The sequence below is a fragment of the Thiobacillus sp. genome, assembly GCA_024235835.1.
Lineage (GTDB): Bacteria > Pseudomonadota > Gammaproteobacteria > Burkholderiales > Thiobacillaceae > PFJX01.
On record JACKLQ010000002.1, the window covers coordinates 640,096 to 655,391 of the forward strand.

Here is a 15,296-nt window from a genome sequence, read left to right on the forward strand (position 1 = left end):
CAATGAAAATCTCCACCATCCTTGACCATATCGACAGCGGTCACATGGCCCTGCCCGAGTTCCAGAGGGGGTATGTCTGGAACCGTGACCAGGTGCGAGGACTCTTCGATTCCCTCTATCGCCGGCACCCGGTCGGCGGCTTACTGGTCTGGGCAACCGAGTCGAAATCCGCCACCCATCGTGGTGATGGTCAGCTGGCGGCAGGCATCGTCAAGCTGCTCCTGGACGGGCAGCAACGCATGACCTCCCTCTATGGCGTGGTGCGGGGCAAACCCCCCAAGTTTTTCGATGGCAATGCCCAGGCATTTACCGGGCTCCGCTTCCACTTGGGGAATGAGGCGTTTGCGTTCTACCAGCCCCTCAAGATGCAGGACGACCCCCTGTGGATTGATGTCACCGCCCTCATGCAGGCGGGCACCGCCGGATTTGGCACCTTCGTCACCGCCCTCACCACCAATCCCGAACACGCTTCCAAGGTGGGCGACTATGTGGGGCGTCTCAGCCGGTTGTTGAGCATCACGGATATCGACCTGCACATTGAGGAAGTCACGGGTCCCGACAAGACCCTCGATGTGGTGGTGGACATCTTCAACCGGGTCAACAGTGGCGGGACCAAGCTCTCCAAGGGCGACCTGGCGCTGGCGAAAATCTGCGCCGAGTGGCCGGAGGGACGGGAGTCCATGAAGTCCAAGCTCAAGGAATGGAACGGGCACGGCTTCCACTTCAACCTGGATTGGCTGCTGCGCTCAGTCAATACGGTTCTCACGGGCGAAGCCAAGTTCAGTTTCCTGCATGACAAGACAGCCGAGGAAGTGCAGGAGGGTCTGAAACGTGCCAACAAGCACCTGGACAACTGCCTGAATCTCATCAGCGGCAGGCTGGGTTTGGACCATGACCAGGTCTTGTTCGGACGCTTCGCCCTGCCGGTCATGGCAAGGTATCTGGACCAGAAGAAATCCCAGCTCAGCGAGTTGGAGCGGGACAAGCTGCTGTTCTGGTTCGCCCAAGCCGGCATGTGGGGGCGCTTCTCAGGCTCCACCGAATCCATGATCGACCAGGACCTGGCGGCCCTGGAAGGGCAGGACGGGGATCTGGACAAGCTGCTGGAACAGTTGCGGCTTTGGCACGGCGGTTTGCGGGTGGAGGCGGGACACTTCACCGGCTGGAGCCTCGGTGCCCGCTTCTATCCCGTTCTCTACATGCTCACCCGCATGGGTGGCGCCAGGGATTGGGGCAGTGGACTGCCCCTCAAGGCAAGCCTGCTGGGCAAGATGAACAAGTTGGAGGTGCATCACATCTTCCCCAAGGCGCAGCTCTACAAGCGCAAGCACAAGCGCCCGGAGGTGAATGCCCTCGCCAACTTCTGCTTCCTGACCAAGGACACCAATCTCGACATCAGCGACCGCCTGCCCGAGGTCTACTTCCCGGAAATCGAGGACAAGCATCCCGGTGCCCTGAAATCGCAATGGATTCCAGCCGATCCGGTCTTGTGGAAGGTGGAGAACTACCGGGACTTTCTGGAAGCCCGCAAGGCATTGTTGGCGGAAGAATCAAACCACCAGCTCACGGAGCTCCTGCATGGCGACGCCAAGTGGCTGAGCACCGCCGCTCCCATGGCGGCGCCCCAGCCCATGGTAGTGGGTGGCATCACCAGCGAGACCGAGGAGGAAGAACTCAGCGCCCTCAACGACTGGATGGCTGCGCAAGGACTGCCCGCCGGACAGATCGCCTACGACCACGCCGACCCCGAGACCGGCGAGCAAGTGGCGGTGTTCGACCTCGCCTGGCCCAGTGGTGTCCAGGAAGAGCTCAGCGTCCCGGTGGCTGTCCTGCTGAACGAGGGGGCGGATATCCTGGCACTGGCGAGCGCTGCGGGCTATCGATGCTTCACCTCGGTCCACGCCTTCAAGGACTACATCCAGCGGGAAATCCTGGCCATTGAAGCCGCCGTGCCTGCCTGAGCAGGCACTTCCCAAAGCCGACCATAGCCAGCTCAAACAGCACAGAAAATAAAAAATTAACTTTATTTATGTAAATAAATGACGATAATGAAGAATATTTTCTGATTGAGGGACATCATGCTGCTCGAGTTCCGTGTCCGCAACTATCGTTCCATACGTGATGAGCAAGTCATCAGCATGGTCGCGTCCAAGGACAAGAAGCTGGCAGACACCCACCTGATGTCCACGGGCATCAAGGCCTTGCCCCATGTGGTGCGCAGCGCCGTCGTCTATGGACCCAATGCCAGTGGCAAGTCCACCCTGCTACGGGCGATGGACTACATGCGTGCGGTCGTGGCGGAGTCAGCCACGGTCATCCAGTTGGGTCAAACCTACAACGTGCAGACCTTCCGTTTAGACCCGGCGTGGGCCGAGCAACCGACCAGCTTCGAGATCAGTTTCCTGCTGGACGGTGTGCGCCACCAATACGGCTTCACCATGACGCCCAAGCGCATCATGGACGAGTGGCTCCTGGTTTACCGCACCGCCAAGCCCCAACAGTGGTTCCACCGCCGTTACGACGAGAAGTCGCAAAGCAGTCACTACGACTTCAGCACCCATCTCACCGGTCCACGCAAGCTCTGGCAGGAAACCACCCGGCCCAATGCCCTGTTTCTGTCCACCGCTGCCCAACTCAACAGTGACCTGCTGGGTCCGGTGTTCCGCTGGCTGGTGGAGCAACCCATCTACTTTGGGGCGGGGGCGACACCCCTGCCCGAGTTCACCACGGAGTTGCTGCAAACCGACGAAGGCAAGCTCGCCGTGCGTGACTTTCTGGCGTCGGCGGACATCAGCATCAGCGAGGTGGAGAGCGTGCCTCGGCGGGGCTTCCACCAGAAAATCATGTTTGGACCCGAGGGCACCCAGGTATCCCGTGAAGAGCGGGAAATGATGATGCCCCGCTTTACCCACAAGACCGAGCGTGGCACGGCGACCTTCGACCTACAGGAAGAGTCCGATGGCACCCAACGGCTGTATGCCTTGGCTGCCCCGGTGCTCGACGTGCTCAAGCATGGGCGCCTGCTCATCGTTGACGAGCTGGATAGCAGCTTGCATACCCTGCTGGTGCGACGGCTGGTGCGATTTTTCCATCAACCGGAATACAACCCATTGGGGGCGCAGCTCCTGTTCACCACCCACGACACCTCCCTACTGGATCGTGGACTGTTCCGGCGTGACCAGATCTGGTTCACGGAGAAAGACCCGGACCAAGCCACCCGGGTCTATCCCCTCAGCGACTTCAGCCCCCGGGACACGGAAGCATGGGAGCGGGGTTACCTGAATGGTCGCTATGGCGCTGTGCCCTTCTTCGAGGACCGCCCACCGCCCACCCAGGCGATAAGCTGACTCAGCGGACAGGGAGCGCATGGGCAAGGACAACCAACCGAAAGCCAGGCAAGCCGCAGAACTCGCCCGCAAGGCGGGACGGCGTGCGCCCTTCGACCGCATCCTGGTCGTCAGCGAAGGCAGCAAGACCGAGCCGCAATATCTGTCGGAGCTGCGAGCCGAATACCGATTGCCCACGGCCAACGTGCAAGTCCATCCGAGCCGCCATGGCACCACGCCCCTGCAAGTTGTGGAATACGCCCAGCACTTGTTTGAGCACGGTGACCCTGAAAAGGACATCGGACGACGTGCCTTCGAGCAGGTCTTCGCCGTCTTTGACCGGGACGACCACGCCACCTATCACAACGCCCTGGCCAAAGCGGCGGCGCTGGACGGCAAGCTGCGCAATGACAACAATCGACCTCTGCACTTCGCCGCCGTTGCCTCGGTGCCCTGTTTCGAACTCTGGCTGCTCCTGCACTACCAAGACGTGCTGGCGCCAGTTCACCGTAACGAAGTGTATGAGTGTCTGCGCCAGTATTTGCCCGGCTATGACAAGGGACAGTCCGGGCACTATGGACGAACCAAGGCACAGCTGACCCAGGCTTACGAGCGGGCGGAGCATCTCGCCGGCATTCACAATGCCTATGACGGCGAAGCCCCCTACACGGACATCCATCACCTGGTCCGCCTGTTATCCACCCTCAAGAACAACTAGACAACCATGGACAAGATCGAAGCCAACGCCCCTGAAACCCGCTCCGCCGACTTGGTGGACGGCAATATCGAACAACTGAAAGCCCTGTTCCCGGAGGCGTTCCCCGAGGGGAAGGTGGATTTCGACGTATTGAAGCAGATGCTGGGCGGCGTGGTGGAGGAGCGGGAGGAGAAATACGGACTCAACTGGCACGGCAAACGCCTGGCTCGCCAGCTTGCCCTCACCCCCAGCACCGGCACCCTACGCCCCTGCCCGGAAGACAGCGTGGAGTGGGATACCACCCAGAACCTGATGATTGAGGGGGACAACCTGGAGGTGCTGAAGCTTTTGCAGAAGAGCTACGCAGGGCGAGTCAAGATGATCTACATCGACCCGCCCTACAACACCGGAAAGGACTTTGTGTATGCGGACGACTTTCGGGACAACATCAAGAACTACCTGGAGCTGACTGGACAGGTAGATGCCGGCCGCAAGCTCAGCAGTAATACAGAGGCTAGTGGGCGCTTCCACACCGACTGGTTGAACATGATGTATCCAAGGTTGAAAGCAGCCAGGAATCTCTTGCGAGATGACGGAGTGATATTTATCTCAATAGATTCCACCGAAGTCAGCAATCTTCGAATCATATGCAATGAAGTGTTTGGGGAAGAATGCTTCATATTAGATTTGATTTGGCGCAAGAGAGACGGTGCGCCTAACGATCGAACTATTGGCTCTGTTCATGAGCATATTCTCGTTTATGGGAAGACGTTATCACTATCGTCGAGCCGCACCCAAGCCGAGGAGTTGCTGAATCTCATGCCTAGGACAGAAAAGGCAGATGCAGAATACCAACTATTTAAGGAACCTAACGGGCCTGACAAGCGAGGTAGGTTTAGAAAGATAGACACAACTGCAAACGCAAAAGGTGGGCGCGATGTTGCTTCATTACATTATGGTGTAATGAATCCCTACACAAAACAGCTGGTCTATCCACGGGACGGAACATGCTGGCGGCACTCCGAAGCAGAAATGAAGCAACTTCAAGAGGATGGAAGGCTTTATTGGGGCGTAAATGGAACTGCCACAACGCCAATGAGGAAGCTGTTTCTAACAGAAGCAAAAAATGGGATGTCCACGCCCTCAATCCTCCCGGATATGCCATTAAACCAACATGCCGCACGAGAGCTTGAGATTTTATTCGGCAAGAAGTCTGTTTTTGATACACCAAAACCGGTTGGCTTATTGTCACTTCTAACACATATTGGCAGCAGCTCTAGTGACATTGTTATGGATTTCTTTGCCGGCTCAGGGACTCTTGGTGAGGCTGTGATGTCCATAAATGCCAAAGAGAAAACTCAACGACGATTTGTTCTTGCCCAACTTCCGGAACCTATTGATCCGGATAATGGAGACCAAAAAATACCCGCTGAGTATTGCCGTCAACTTGGAAAACCATACTTCATCACAGAGCTAACAAAAGAACGCCTGCGTCGTGCCGCCGCTAAAGTTAAATCTGAGAGCCCCGATTATGAGGGCGATTTGGGTTTCCGAGTTTTCAAGCTCGATTCCTCCAACATCCGTGCTTGGGAACCCGACCGGGATGATTTGCCAAAATCCTTGTTGGACGCCGCCGAGCACATCAAGGACGGCCGCTCCGAGCAGGACATTCTTTATGAGCTGCTGCTGAAGCTGGGCTTGGACCTTACCGTCCCCATCGAGGCAAAGACCATTGCCGGCAAGACGGTGCACAGCATCGGCGCCGGGGTGTTGTTGGTCTGCCTGGCGGAATACATCGCCCGTGAGGAAGTGGAAGCCCTGGCGCAAGGTATCGCTGACTGGCACCAGGCCCTGGCACCGGCGGGCGAAGTCCAGGTGGTGTTCCGGGACAGCGCCTTCGCCGACGACGTGGCGAAGACCAACTGTGCCGCCATCCTCCAGCAGGCGGGGCTGACCCATGTGCGCAGTCTTTGAGCTTGAATGGCGCTGAGGGGTAAGCCATGAAGCTGCATTTCGAATCCGACCTGGAATACCAACTGTCCGCCATCGAGGCGGTCTGCGACCTGTTTCGGGGGCAGGAAATCTGCAAGACGGAGTTCACCGTCACCATGCGCTCCCCTGCCGCTGTGGAGTCCACCGACCTGTTCCCGGACACCGCTCCCCAGCAACTGGGGCTGGGGCTGGCGGAATCCGATTTGGGCATCGGCAACCGGCTCACCCTTCTGGACGACGAGATCCTGGAGAACCTGCACGACATTCAGCTGCGCAACGGGCTGAAGCCCTCGGCCAGCCTGGCGTCCGGCGATTTCACGGTGGAAATGGAAACGGGCACGGGCAAGACCTACGTCTATCTGCGCACCGTCTTTGAACTGAACCGGCGCTACGGCTTTACCAAGTTCGTCATCGTGGTGCCGTCGGTCGCCATCAAGGAGGGGGTCTACAAGACCCTGCAAATCACCGAGGACCATTTCCGCAGCCTCTACGCCAACACGCCCTTCGAGTATTTCCTCTACGACTCCGGCAAGCTGGGGCAGGTGCGCAACTTCGCCACCAGCCCGAATATCCAGATCATGGTGGTCACCGTGGGCGCCATCAACAAGAAGGATGTGAACAACCTCTACAAGGACAGCGAGAAGACCGGCGGTGAGAAGCCCATTGACCTTATCCGGGCAACCCGTCCGGTCATCATCGTGGACGAGCCCCAAAGCGTGGACGGCGGTCTGGCAGGACAAGGCAAGAAGGCTCTGGGGGAGATGAACCCCCTCTGCACCCTGCGCTATTCCGCCACCCATGTGGACAAGCACCACATGGTCTATCGGCTGGATGCGGTGGACGCCTACGAGCGCAAGCTGGTGAAGCAAATCGAGGTTGCCTCCCTGGAGGTGGACGGCGGCCATAACAAGGCTTACGTGAAGCTCCTCGATGTGAGCAACCGCCGGGGCGCCATCTCCGCCCGGCTGGAGTTGGACGTTCAACGGGGCGGGCATGTGAGCCGGGAAGAAGTGACCGTTCAGGACGGCGACGACCTGGAACAGACCACGGGCCGGGCGGTGTATGCCAACTGCGGGATTGGCGAGATTCGCTGCGAATCCGGCAACGAGCTGGTGGAAGTGCGGGTGCCCGGCGACGTGCATTGGCTGCGCATCGGCGAAGCCATTGGCGATGTGGACGCCGATGCGCTGAAGCGCCTGATGCTCCGCCGCACCATCAAGGAACACCTGGACAAGGAGCTGCGGCTACGCCCCCAGGGCATCAAGGTGCTGTCCCTGTTCTTCATCGACGTCGTGGAGCACTACCGCAAATACAGCGAGGACGGCGCACCGCTCAAGGGCAAGTATGCGGTCCTGTTCGAGGAGGAATACCGCCGCTGGGCGGGGCACCCGGACTACCAAAGCCTGTTCAAGGAGATTGACCTGAGCGCCGAGGCGACGGAGGTGCACAACGGCTATTTCTCCATCGACAAGAAGGGCACCTGGACGGACACCGCCGAGAACAACCAGTCCAACCGGGACAATGCGGAGCGGGCTTACAACCTGATCATGAAGGACAAGGAGAAGCTGCTCAGCTTCGACACCAAGCTGAAGTTCATCTTCTCCCATTCCGCCCTGCGTGAGGGGTGGGACAACCCCAACGTGTTCCAGATTTGCGCCCTGCGGGAGATGGGCACCGAGCGGGAACGCCGCCAGACCATCGGCCGGGGGCTACGGCTGTGCGTGAACCAGAACGGCGACCGGCTGCGGGGCTTCGACATCAACACCCTGACGGTGGTTGCCACGGAAAGCTATGAGCAGTTCGCCGAAAACCTCCAGAAGGAGATCGAGGCAGACACGGGCATTCGGTTCGGGCTGGTGGAGAAGCACCAGTTTGCGGTCATTCCGGTCAAGGACGAGGCGGGGCATACCCAACCGCTGGGCGTGGAGAAGTCCGAAGCGCTCTGGAACCACCTCAAGGAAGCAGGCTATGTGGATGCCCGTGGCAAGGTTCAGGACCACCTGAGAAAGGCGCTGAAGGACGGCAAGCTAGAGTTGCCCGGGGCGTTCAAGGACCAGCTACCCCAGGTCACGGAGATCCTGCGCAAGCTGGCGGGGCGTCTGGATATCAAGAACGCCGACGACCGCAAGCCGATACGCACCCGGCAGGCAATGCTGGAAAGCGCCGATTTCAAAGCCCTGTGGGACCGCATCAAGCACAAGACCACATACCGGGTCACCTTCGACAACGAGAAGCTCATTGCCGATTGCGCCAAGGCTGTGAGGGAGGCGCCCGCCATCAGCAAGACCCGAGTGCATATCCGCAAGGCGGACCTAGCCATCGGCCGGGGTGGCGTGACCGCCGGGGAGCCCACCACGGCGACTTCCGTCACCCTGGACGAAGCGGACATCGAGTTGCCCGACATCCTCTCTGACCTTCAGGACAAGACCCAGCTCACCCGCCGCAGCCTGGTCAGAATCCTCAACGACAGCGGACGCCTGCGGGACTTCGCCCGCAACCCGCAGCAGTTCATAGAGCAGGCAAGCGACGCCATCAACCGCTCCAAGCGCATGGCCCTGGTGGACGGGATTAAATACCAGCGCATTGGCGACGATCACTACTACGCCCAGGAGCTGTTCCAACAGGAGGAGCTGACCGGCTACCTCAAGAACATGCTGAAGGCGGAAAAGTCGGTCTATGAGTATGTGGTGTATGACTCGGGTGGCATCGAGAAGTCCTTTGCCGAGGAGCTGGAGCAGAACGAGGCGGTGAAGGTCTACGCCAAGCTGCCCGGATGGTTCCGAGTGCCCACCCCGCTGGGCACCTACAACCCTGACTGGGCTGTGGTGGTCGATGATGAAGGTGGAGAGCGGCTCTACTTCGTCGTGGAAACGAAAGGGAGCCTGTTCAGCGAGGATTTACGGGGCAAGGAAGGCGCCAAGATCGCCTGCGGTAAGGCGCACTTTGAAGCGCTGGCCGTGAATGAGCCCCCGGCAAGGTTTGTGGTGGCGACCAAGTTTGATGATGTCGTCGCTCAATCCCAATAAGCCATCTATCAGCAAACCAGGTTATGAAGTGTGAAATCGAGTTTCTTCCAGTTGGTGATGCCAGCAAGGCGGGGGATGCAATCGTCGTCAGATATGGCGAGCCCAATGCCTATGGGCTAATGCTGGTGGATGGTGGAACGCTTGATACGGGCGATGCGATCATCGATCACATTCGCACTGAGTTCGGCTCAACAGCCTACTTCAATCACGTCGTTCTTACACACTCTGATGCCGATCATGCCTCCGGACTTCGGCGGGTTCTCGAAGAGGTAACTTGCCTGGAGCTGTGGTTGCACATCCCTTGGCTTCATGCCGCTGAGACGAGGCACCTTTTCAAGGATAAGCGTTGGACGGACGCCGGTCTCGAAAAAGCAATAAAGGATGAGTTTCCTATCATCAGTGAAATCGTCGATCTTGCGGTTCAAAAGGGGTGCAAGATCAACTTCCCTGGCCAAGGTGCCCAAATCGGACCGTTTACAGTCCTTTCTCCAAACCGCCCAACATACAACTACCTATTGCCACAGTTCGACCGAACGCCTGAGCCGGATCAGGCAGCCATTGAAGCGGCCAATATGTGGATTGGTAAGCCGAACATGTTCTCGAAAATCTTTGAGATTGCCTCCAGGGCTGCCGAGAAATGGACGACCGAATCCTGGGAATATGAACGTCTGCGGGATGGCGGTATCACATCGGCAAGCAATGAAAGCAGCGTAATCCTTTACGCTGACCTCGACCCCGAAAACCGTCTCCTTCTGACAGGCGATGCAGGGGTCAACGCTCTATGGTGGGCTACCAACTTCGCCACGGCTAATGGACTGCCGTTGCAGCAGTTCAGCTTTGTGCAGGTGCCGCACCACGGTAGCCGTCGAAACGTTGGACCTACTGTTCTTGATGCTCTCCTGGGACCAAAGCAACCGCAGCAGACAAACCGATTCGCCGCATTTGTGTCTGCACCGAAGGATGACGCATCCCATCCCCGCAAGATCGTCTTGAATGCCTTCATGCGCCGAGGTGGCAGGGTCATCATTACGCAGGGCGCTAAGAAAGTGCATTGGGGCGGTTTTCCACCACGCTCCAACTATACGAGTGCCGAGGCTACCGAGTTTTCCCCCATAGTGGAGGACTACGATTGAGCATGGATGTCGTCCGTGAGCTGTTTGACTCTTATGGAAGAACGGCCAGACTCTACCCGGCGGTTATCTTTCTCCTCCCGCTGCTCTGGTATCTGCCGCTACTCGGGATTGACCTTTCGGCTTCGGTATTTGAGGGTGTCGTGGCAGCTGTGGCATTCAGCGCTCTACTGTATCTGATCGCCACAATCGCTCGACATAAGGGCAAAGCGGCAGAGGCAATGCTTATTTCACGTTGGGGAGGATGGCCAACAACAATCCTTCTACGGCATCGTGATGTCCACATAGACGAGATGACCAAAGCTCGCTACCACGGCCAGCTCAATAAGTTGACGGGCGTGGCGCTCCCCAGTGCGATAGAAGAGGCACAACAGCCAGAGAAATGCGATGCGGTATATCGGTCGGCAACAAAAGCACTTATTGAAGCTCGGCGTGACGAAAGCCATGCCTTGCTACACAAGGAGAACGCAGCATATGGGTTCCGGCGGAATCTCTATGGTCTTAGGTCATACGCCATATGGATGGTAATCATCCTTGCTGCCGGAACGTTAGCGCTGTGGTTCGCAGATTCGCCCCGCCCGCTATCTGCCTCGACATTATGGGCAGACCTGAAGCTGAACAAGCCACTGCTTACGGCGCTCTTCCTAGACGTTCTATATTTCGCTGGTTTCTGGCTTGTGATCACGCCAACATTCGTGCTTCAGGCGGGGATAGATTACGCAATGGCACTCTTACGGACCCTCGACAAACCGGCATCGTAGGCGTTGTGAATCCCGGCAAGATAGACCCAAATGACTAAGGCGCTCTGCTAGGCATTCTTCTAGTCATCCCAGCTATTGCCAATCTCACTACTAAAGCTGTCCGAGTTGCTAGAGAAGGGGTCGCTCCCGCTTGAGCTGTCCATCCAAGAGCCGTCACCAATGCCGGAGTCGATAGTCGACCACGATTCGTCGTGATGAAAATCAACCCCGTAGGGATTGCCTTCGATATCGACCCCAGCGCAGCCGCCTACCATCGGCAAGCCCGACGCAGGGTTGCGCATTCCACGGAAACTGGCCACCCAATCCACGTGAATCCGGCCACCTATTCCAGAGCAAACTGGCCAGTCAGAGCGAAGCGACGCGGGGGGTGGAAGCTGTTTACTCCTGAACGGATTCCGCCGTCAATTTAGGCCTGAGTTTCCGCAAGGATTCGCCGACCAGGTTCAGCAGGTGGGCGTGGTGGACGACTCGATCGAGGATGGCATCGGCCAGGGTGGGGTCGCCCAGGGCGTCATGCCAGGTGCTCACTGGCAACTGGCTGGTGATCACGGTGGAACGGGTCTGGTACCGCTCATCCAGGACCTCCAACAAATCCCGCCGACGTTCATCATCGAGCATGGCCAGGCCCCAGTCATCCAGGATCAGGATGTCGACCTTGGCCAGGCTGGCCATCAACTTGGCATAGCGGCCATCCCCGCGTGCGATGGCCAACTCCTCGAACAGGCGTGGCAGGCGCTGGTACAGCGCGGTCCTGCCTTGCCGGCAGGCGGCGTTGGCCAAGGCGCACGCCAAGTAGGTCTTGCCCACCCCCGTGGGGCCGGTGATCAGGACGTTCTGGTGGCTCTGGACCCATTCCCCCGTCAGCAGTCGGCGGAACAAGGCACGGTCCAACCCCCGGGGGTGACGGTAGTCGATGTCTTCGGCCACCGCGGGCTGTTTCAGGCGCGCCCGGCGCAGCCGGCTGGCGGTCTGTCGGTTCTGGCGTTCGACACGTTCACGATCGACGAGCAGGCCGAGCCGTTCCTCGAAGGTCAGGGCGTCGATCTCCGGCTGGCTGGCTTGTTCGGCCAAGGCACGGGCCATGCCATAGAGGCGCAACTGGGTCAGGGTGTCATGGGTGGGATGGTTGAGCATGGTGTCTCCGGTCAGTGGTAATACTCGGCCCCGCGCACATTGGCGTGGTCGAGGGGCAGGCTGGCCTGGGCGGCCTGGCGGGCAGGACGGTCCAGGCCGTGCTTGAGGATCGAGTCGATGGAGCGATAGGTGACCGACTGGATGCGGAAGGCGCGCTGGCAGGCCGCCTCCAGGCGGTCAGGGCCATAGGCCTTAGCCAGGCGCAGAACGCCGAGTGCGGCGCGGTAGCCCTGCTGGGGATGGGTGCGGGCGCGCAGGATGTGATCGACGGCCGCCTCGGTATGGGCCCCGATCTTGGTGGCCCAGGCCAGGAAGCGTTCGCGGTTCCAGCCCGCCACCTTCTGGTGGGCCGGCGCCAGGTGGGCCTCCAGGGTGGTGTGCCGGCCCTTGCTCAGGGAGCGGGGATGGCAGGCGATGCGCTCGCCCTTCTTGAAGAGCTCGACCGTGCTGGCCGTAAAGCGCGCCTCCAGCTTCTGCCGGGCATGGCGGTAGGGCACGGAGTAGTAATGGCCGGTGACCTCGACGTGATAGTCGATGCCGGCGGTCACCGTCTTCCACTCGGCGAATTCATAGCGGACCAGGGGCAAGGGCTTGAGGGCGGGGCGGTCCACGGCCTCGAAGACGCTTTGCCGGGAGCCGGGCAGCTTCTTGAAGGGCCGTGCATTCAGTTCGGCGAGCAGCGGCCGGATGGCCCGGTTCAGTTCCTCCAGGCTGAAGAAGCGTTGGTGCCGCAGCCGCGCCAGGATCCAGCGCTGGGCGAGGAGCACCCCGGCCTCGACCTTGGCCTTGTCGCGGGGCTTCCTGACACGGGCGGGCAGGATGGCGGTGCCGTAGTGGCGTGCCAGGTCGTGGTAGGTGGGGTTGAGGTCGGGGTCGAAGAAGTTCGCCCCGGACACCGCGCTCTTGAGGTTGTCCGGCACCAGCAGTTCGGGCACCCCGCCCAGATACTCGAAACAGCGCACGTGGGAGGCGGTCCAGTCCGCCAGCCCCTGGCTCCAGGTCGCGTCGACATAGGTGTAGTTCGAGGCGCCCAGCACGGCGACGAAGACCTGGGCCTGGCGGACCTCGCCGGTGCCCGGATCGATGACCGATAGGGTCTGGCCGCTGTAGTCGACGAACAGGCGCTCACCGGGGGCATGCGCCTGGCGCAGGGTGACCGGCAGGGCCTCGGCAAAGTCCCGATAGTGCTGGCAGAAGGCGCTGTACTGGTAGCCCTCGGGGTGAGCCTCCCGGTACTCCTGCCAGAGCAGGTCGAGGGTGATGCCCTTCTTGCCCAGCTCCCGGTGGACATGGCCCCAGTCGGGTTCGGGGCGCTTGACCTTGGAGGCCGGCAGGCTGGGAAACAGCCGGGCTTCCAGGGCGAGTTCGGTTATGTCCTCCGGCAAGGGCCAGCGGATGCCCGCCATCTGGGCGCGACGCAGGTAGTCGCTGACGGTGGCGCGGCCGATGCCGAGCGCGGCCGCGATCTCCCGGTTGGAGCGGTCGCATGCGAAATGCAGCCGCAATACGTCTTCAATCTTGCGCATGGATAACCTCGTGTTCGCCATCGGCAGCCTCGGCAAAATCGCCAAGGCTGCCAGGGTTATCCCTGCATCGCTTCGCTACGGATTCTGGTGGCCAGGTTAACCTGGAACAGGTGGCCAGTTTGCCGTGGAATCACTGGCCGGTTTGGCGTGGAATGGGTGGCCGGTTTGGCGTGGAATACGCAACGCAGGGTTGATGCTACAGCCCATATCAGTCCCTGAGGAGCTGGAAAGCCCATCGTCCATGTGGTCGCCACCCCAGCCAAACAAGCACAGCAAGTTATTCCAGAAAGTCATGTTGTTTGCTCCTATTCAATGAATGCCAAGCCCTGTTGGGCATACTCAATCCTGTTCGGCTCTGCCGGCCGCAAGGACCTTCTGAGCAGCGCTGAAAATCCGCTGCGCCGACTTCGCAGGCAGCTCCTCTTCACCCAGCCATGATTGGATGTAGCCTCGGGACTCCATTAGTCCGGGCAGCTCAAGCACAGCGCATAACAAGAACGCCACGCTCTCCGCCTCAACCTCCTGAAGCCGGCGAGAAAGGGTCTGCGTGTCCCAGCAACCCGCTTCCTGGGTGTGTCCCAGCACGATGTGGGCAACTTCGTGGAACCTCGTTTTGTGGGGGTGTTCCGCCAGGGGGTTGATGGCAATCTGACGCTCGATGGCATAGCCCTGCACATTGCCGTTCACCATGGCAAACCGGGTCTCTGAGATGTCCAGATTGACCAGGGCCAGATCGGCATCCCAGGCCGGGGTGTCCATAGGTTCCACGTAGGCGGTTCCTTCGGTCTGCTCCAGGGAGAACCAGTTCCGTGCCAGCCTGAACAGGGTGAACGTCGCAGTGCTCTCGATGACTTCCCCTACCTCCTCATCCCGTTCTTCCTGCAGGCGGATGGTTACCGGCATGAAGAGCGCCAGGGCTTTCTCGCCCTTACGCACCTGCCGTCCCAGCTCCTGCCACCGGCCAAAGCTTGCAATAGGGGAAAGGGGCAAGCCACGCTCATTCAGCTGCACTGCGGCAAGGATTTGATTGCCCAGGCTGTAGCGATGAAATCGCCGGTAAGCCTGGCTGACGATGCCCGGCTCGCTCAGTGCTTGGTTGAGCAGGTCCCTGAAGTCCATACCTGTTGCTCTTGGGTGAGCCTCGGGGGGCATGGGGGGAACGCCCATAGCTTGTTGGGTGGGTTGGTGGATGGTCGTCGTCATGGTTTATCTCCTGTATCGGACTAACGCTGCTCTTCGGAGCCGCCTCACCATCGGAGAGACAAACGGGAACAGGGGCGGGGAACAGGGCCAGCAGGTCGGCATGACAATCCAGGGATCGTGGAATAAACGGGGGGACCCGCCAGGGGGGACCGCTTTATGCCGCGAAAGCCCTGACGGTTGGCGTGACGGCGTGCCCTTGTGCCCTGCCCGCCCCGTCCGGGTGGTGATACTGGGCGGCTACGAATGAGTGCGCCGAAACAGGGGTGGATGACGAGCATCGGGGTGCCAACCCATGCTGTTTCACGCCTTTCAGCACAGTCTGTATCCACAGTCTGTGCCCGCTGTCTGGCAAGCGAAGCACGCAGTCGCTGGGCTTCAGCCGAGCGACGGAGCAGGGAGCCGCCCCACTCGTGCCGGCAAGGAACTTGCCGAGCTGAGTGAGGGTGGGACAAGAGCTTCCAGCTCGCAGTCCGGCGGGGTGCTCCCAACCCTAGTTGGGTC

Annotated in this window: 10 protein-coding genes; 7 read left to right on the plus strand and 3 right to left on the minus strand. The window is 59.8% G+C overall.

Annotation, left to right across the window (positions count from 1 at the left end; genetic code table 11):
* Positions 1-2 precede the first annotated feature (2 nt).
* From H6935_11180 to H6935_11210, 7 genes are all read left to right on the plus strand, one after another.
* Complete coding sequence (locus H6935_11180) at positions 3-1,961, plus strand: DUF262 domain-containing protein (GenBank protein ID MCP5278908.1); 1,959 nt, start codon at positions 3-5, stop codon at positions 1,959-1,961.
* Between the two features lie 117 nt (positions 1,962-2,078).
* Positions 2,079-3,347 carry an ATP-binding protein gene (locus tag H6935_11185; GenBank protein ID MCP5278909.1) on the plus strand — a complete coding sequence of 423 codons (1,269 nt, stop codon included), beginning with the start codon at positions 2,079-2,081 and terminating at the stop codon, positions 3,345-3,347.
* Between the two features lie 19 nt (positions 3,348-3,366).
* Entirely contained in the window at positions 3,367-4,044 is a 678-nt protein-coding gene (locus H6935_11190; GenBank protein MCP5278910.1) for an RloB domain-containing protein, read from the plus strand.
* A gap of 6 nt (positions 4,045-4,050) precedes the next feature.
* Entirely contained in the window at positions 4,051-5,997 is a 1,947-nt protein-coding gene (locus tag H6935_11195) for a site-specific DNA-methyltransferase (protein ID MCP5278911.1), read from the plus strand.
* A 26-nt stretch (positions 5,998-6,023) separates the two neighbouring features.
* Complete coding sequence (locus tag H6935_11200; GenBank protein ID MCP5278912.1) at positions 6,024-9,041, plus strand: DEAD/DEAH box helicase family protein; 3,018 nt, start codon at positions 6,024-6,026, stop codon at positions 9,039-9,041.
* Between the two features lie 23 nt (positions 9,042-9,064).
* Entirely contained in the window at positions 9,065-10,174 is a 1,110-nt protein-coding gene (locus H6935_11205) for a hypothetical protein (protein ID MCP5278913.1), read from the plus strand.
* Positions 10,175-10,176: 2 nt separating this feature from the next.
* Positions 10,177-10,932: a hypothetical protein gene (locus H6935_11210; protein ID MCP5278914.1), complete on the plus strand. Its 756-nt coding sequence runs from the start codon at positions 10,177-10,179 to the stop codon at positions 10,930-10,932.
* A 378-nt stretch (positions 10,933-11,310) separates the two neighbouring features.
* Here H6935_11210 and H6935_11215 read toward each other — a convergent pair whose 3' ends face one another.
* From H6935_11215 to H6935_11225, 3 genes are all read right to left on the minus strand, one after another.
* A complete protein-coding gene (locus tag H6935_11215) occupies positions 11,311-12,066 on the minus strand; it encodes an ATP-binding protein (GenBank protein MCP5278915.1) in 756 nt (251 codons plus the stop codon).
* An 11-nt stretch (positions 12,067-12,077) separates the two neighbouring features.
* Positions 12,078-13,613, minus strand: coding sequence for an IS21 family transposase (locus H6935_11220; protein ID MCP5278916.1), 1,536 nt, complete (start codon positions 13,611-13,613; stop codon positions 12,078-12,080).
* A 318-nt stretch (positions 13,614-13,931) separates the two neighbouring features.
* Positions 13,932-14,795, minus strand: coding sequence for a DUF1738 domain-containing protein (locus H6935_11225; GenBank protein ID MCP5278917.1), 864 nt, complete (start codon positions 14,793-14,795; stop codon positions 13,932-13,934).
* Positions 14,796-15,296: the final 501 nt, after the last annotated feature.

Coding starts and splice junctions, on each gene's coding strand:
- H6935_11180 (MCP5278908.1), top strand. CDS start 3: ATGAAAATCTCCACCATCCTTGACCATATCGACAGCGGTCACATGGCC.
- H6935_11185 (MCP5278909.1), top strand. CDS start 2,079: ATGCTGCTCGAGTTCCGTGTCCGCAACTATCGTTCCATACGTGATGAG.
- H6935_11190 (MCP5278910.1), top strand. CDS start 3,367: ATGGGCAAGGACAACCAACCGAAAGCCAGGCAAGCCGCAGAACTCGCC.
- H6935_11195 (MCP5278911.1), top strand. CDS start 4,051: ATGGACAAGATCGAAGCCAACGCCCCTGAAACCCGCTCCGCCGACTTG.
- H6935_11200 (MCP5278912.1), top strand. CDS start 6,024: ATGAAGCTGCATTTCGAATCCGACCTGGAATACCAACTGTCCGCCATC.
- H6935_11205 (MCP5278913.1), top strand. CDS start 9,065: ATGAAGTGTGAAATCGAGTTTCTTCCAGTTGGTGATGCCAGCAAGGCG.
- H6935_11210 (MCP5278914.1), top strand. CDS start 10,177: ATGGATGTCGTCCGTGAGCTGTTTGACTCTTATGGAAGAACGGCCAGA.
- H6935_11215 (MCP5278915.1), bottom strand. CDS start 12,066: ATGCTCAACCATCCCACCCATGACACCCTGACCCAGTTGCGCCTCTAT.
- H6935_11220 (MCP5278916.1), bottom strand. CDS start 13,613: ATGGCGAACACGAGGTTATCCATGCGCAAGATTGAAGACGTATTGCGG.
- H6935_11225 (MCP5278917.1), bottom strand. CDS start 14,795: ATGACGACGACCATCCACCAACCCACCCAACAAGCTATGGGCGTTCCC.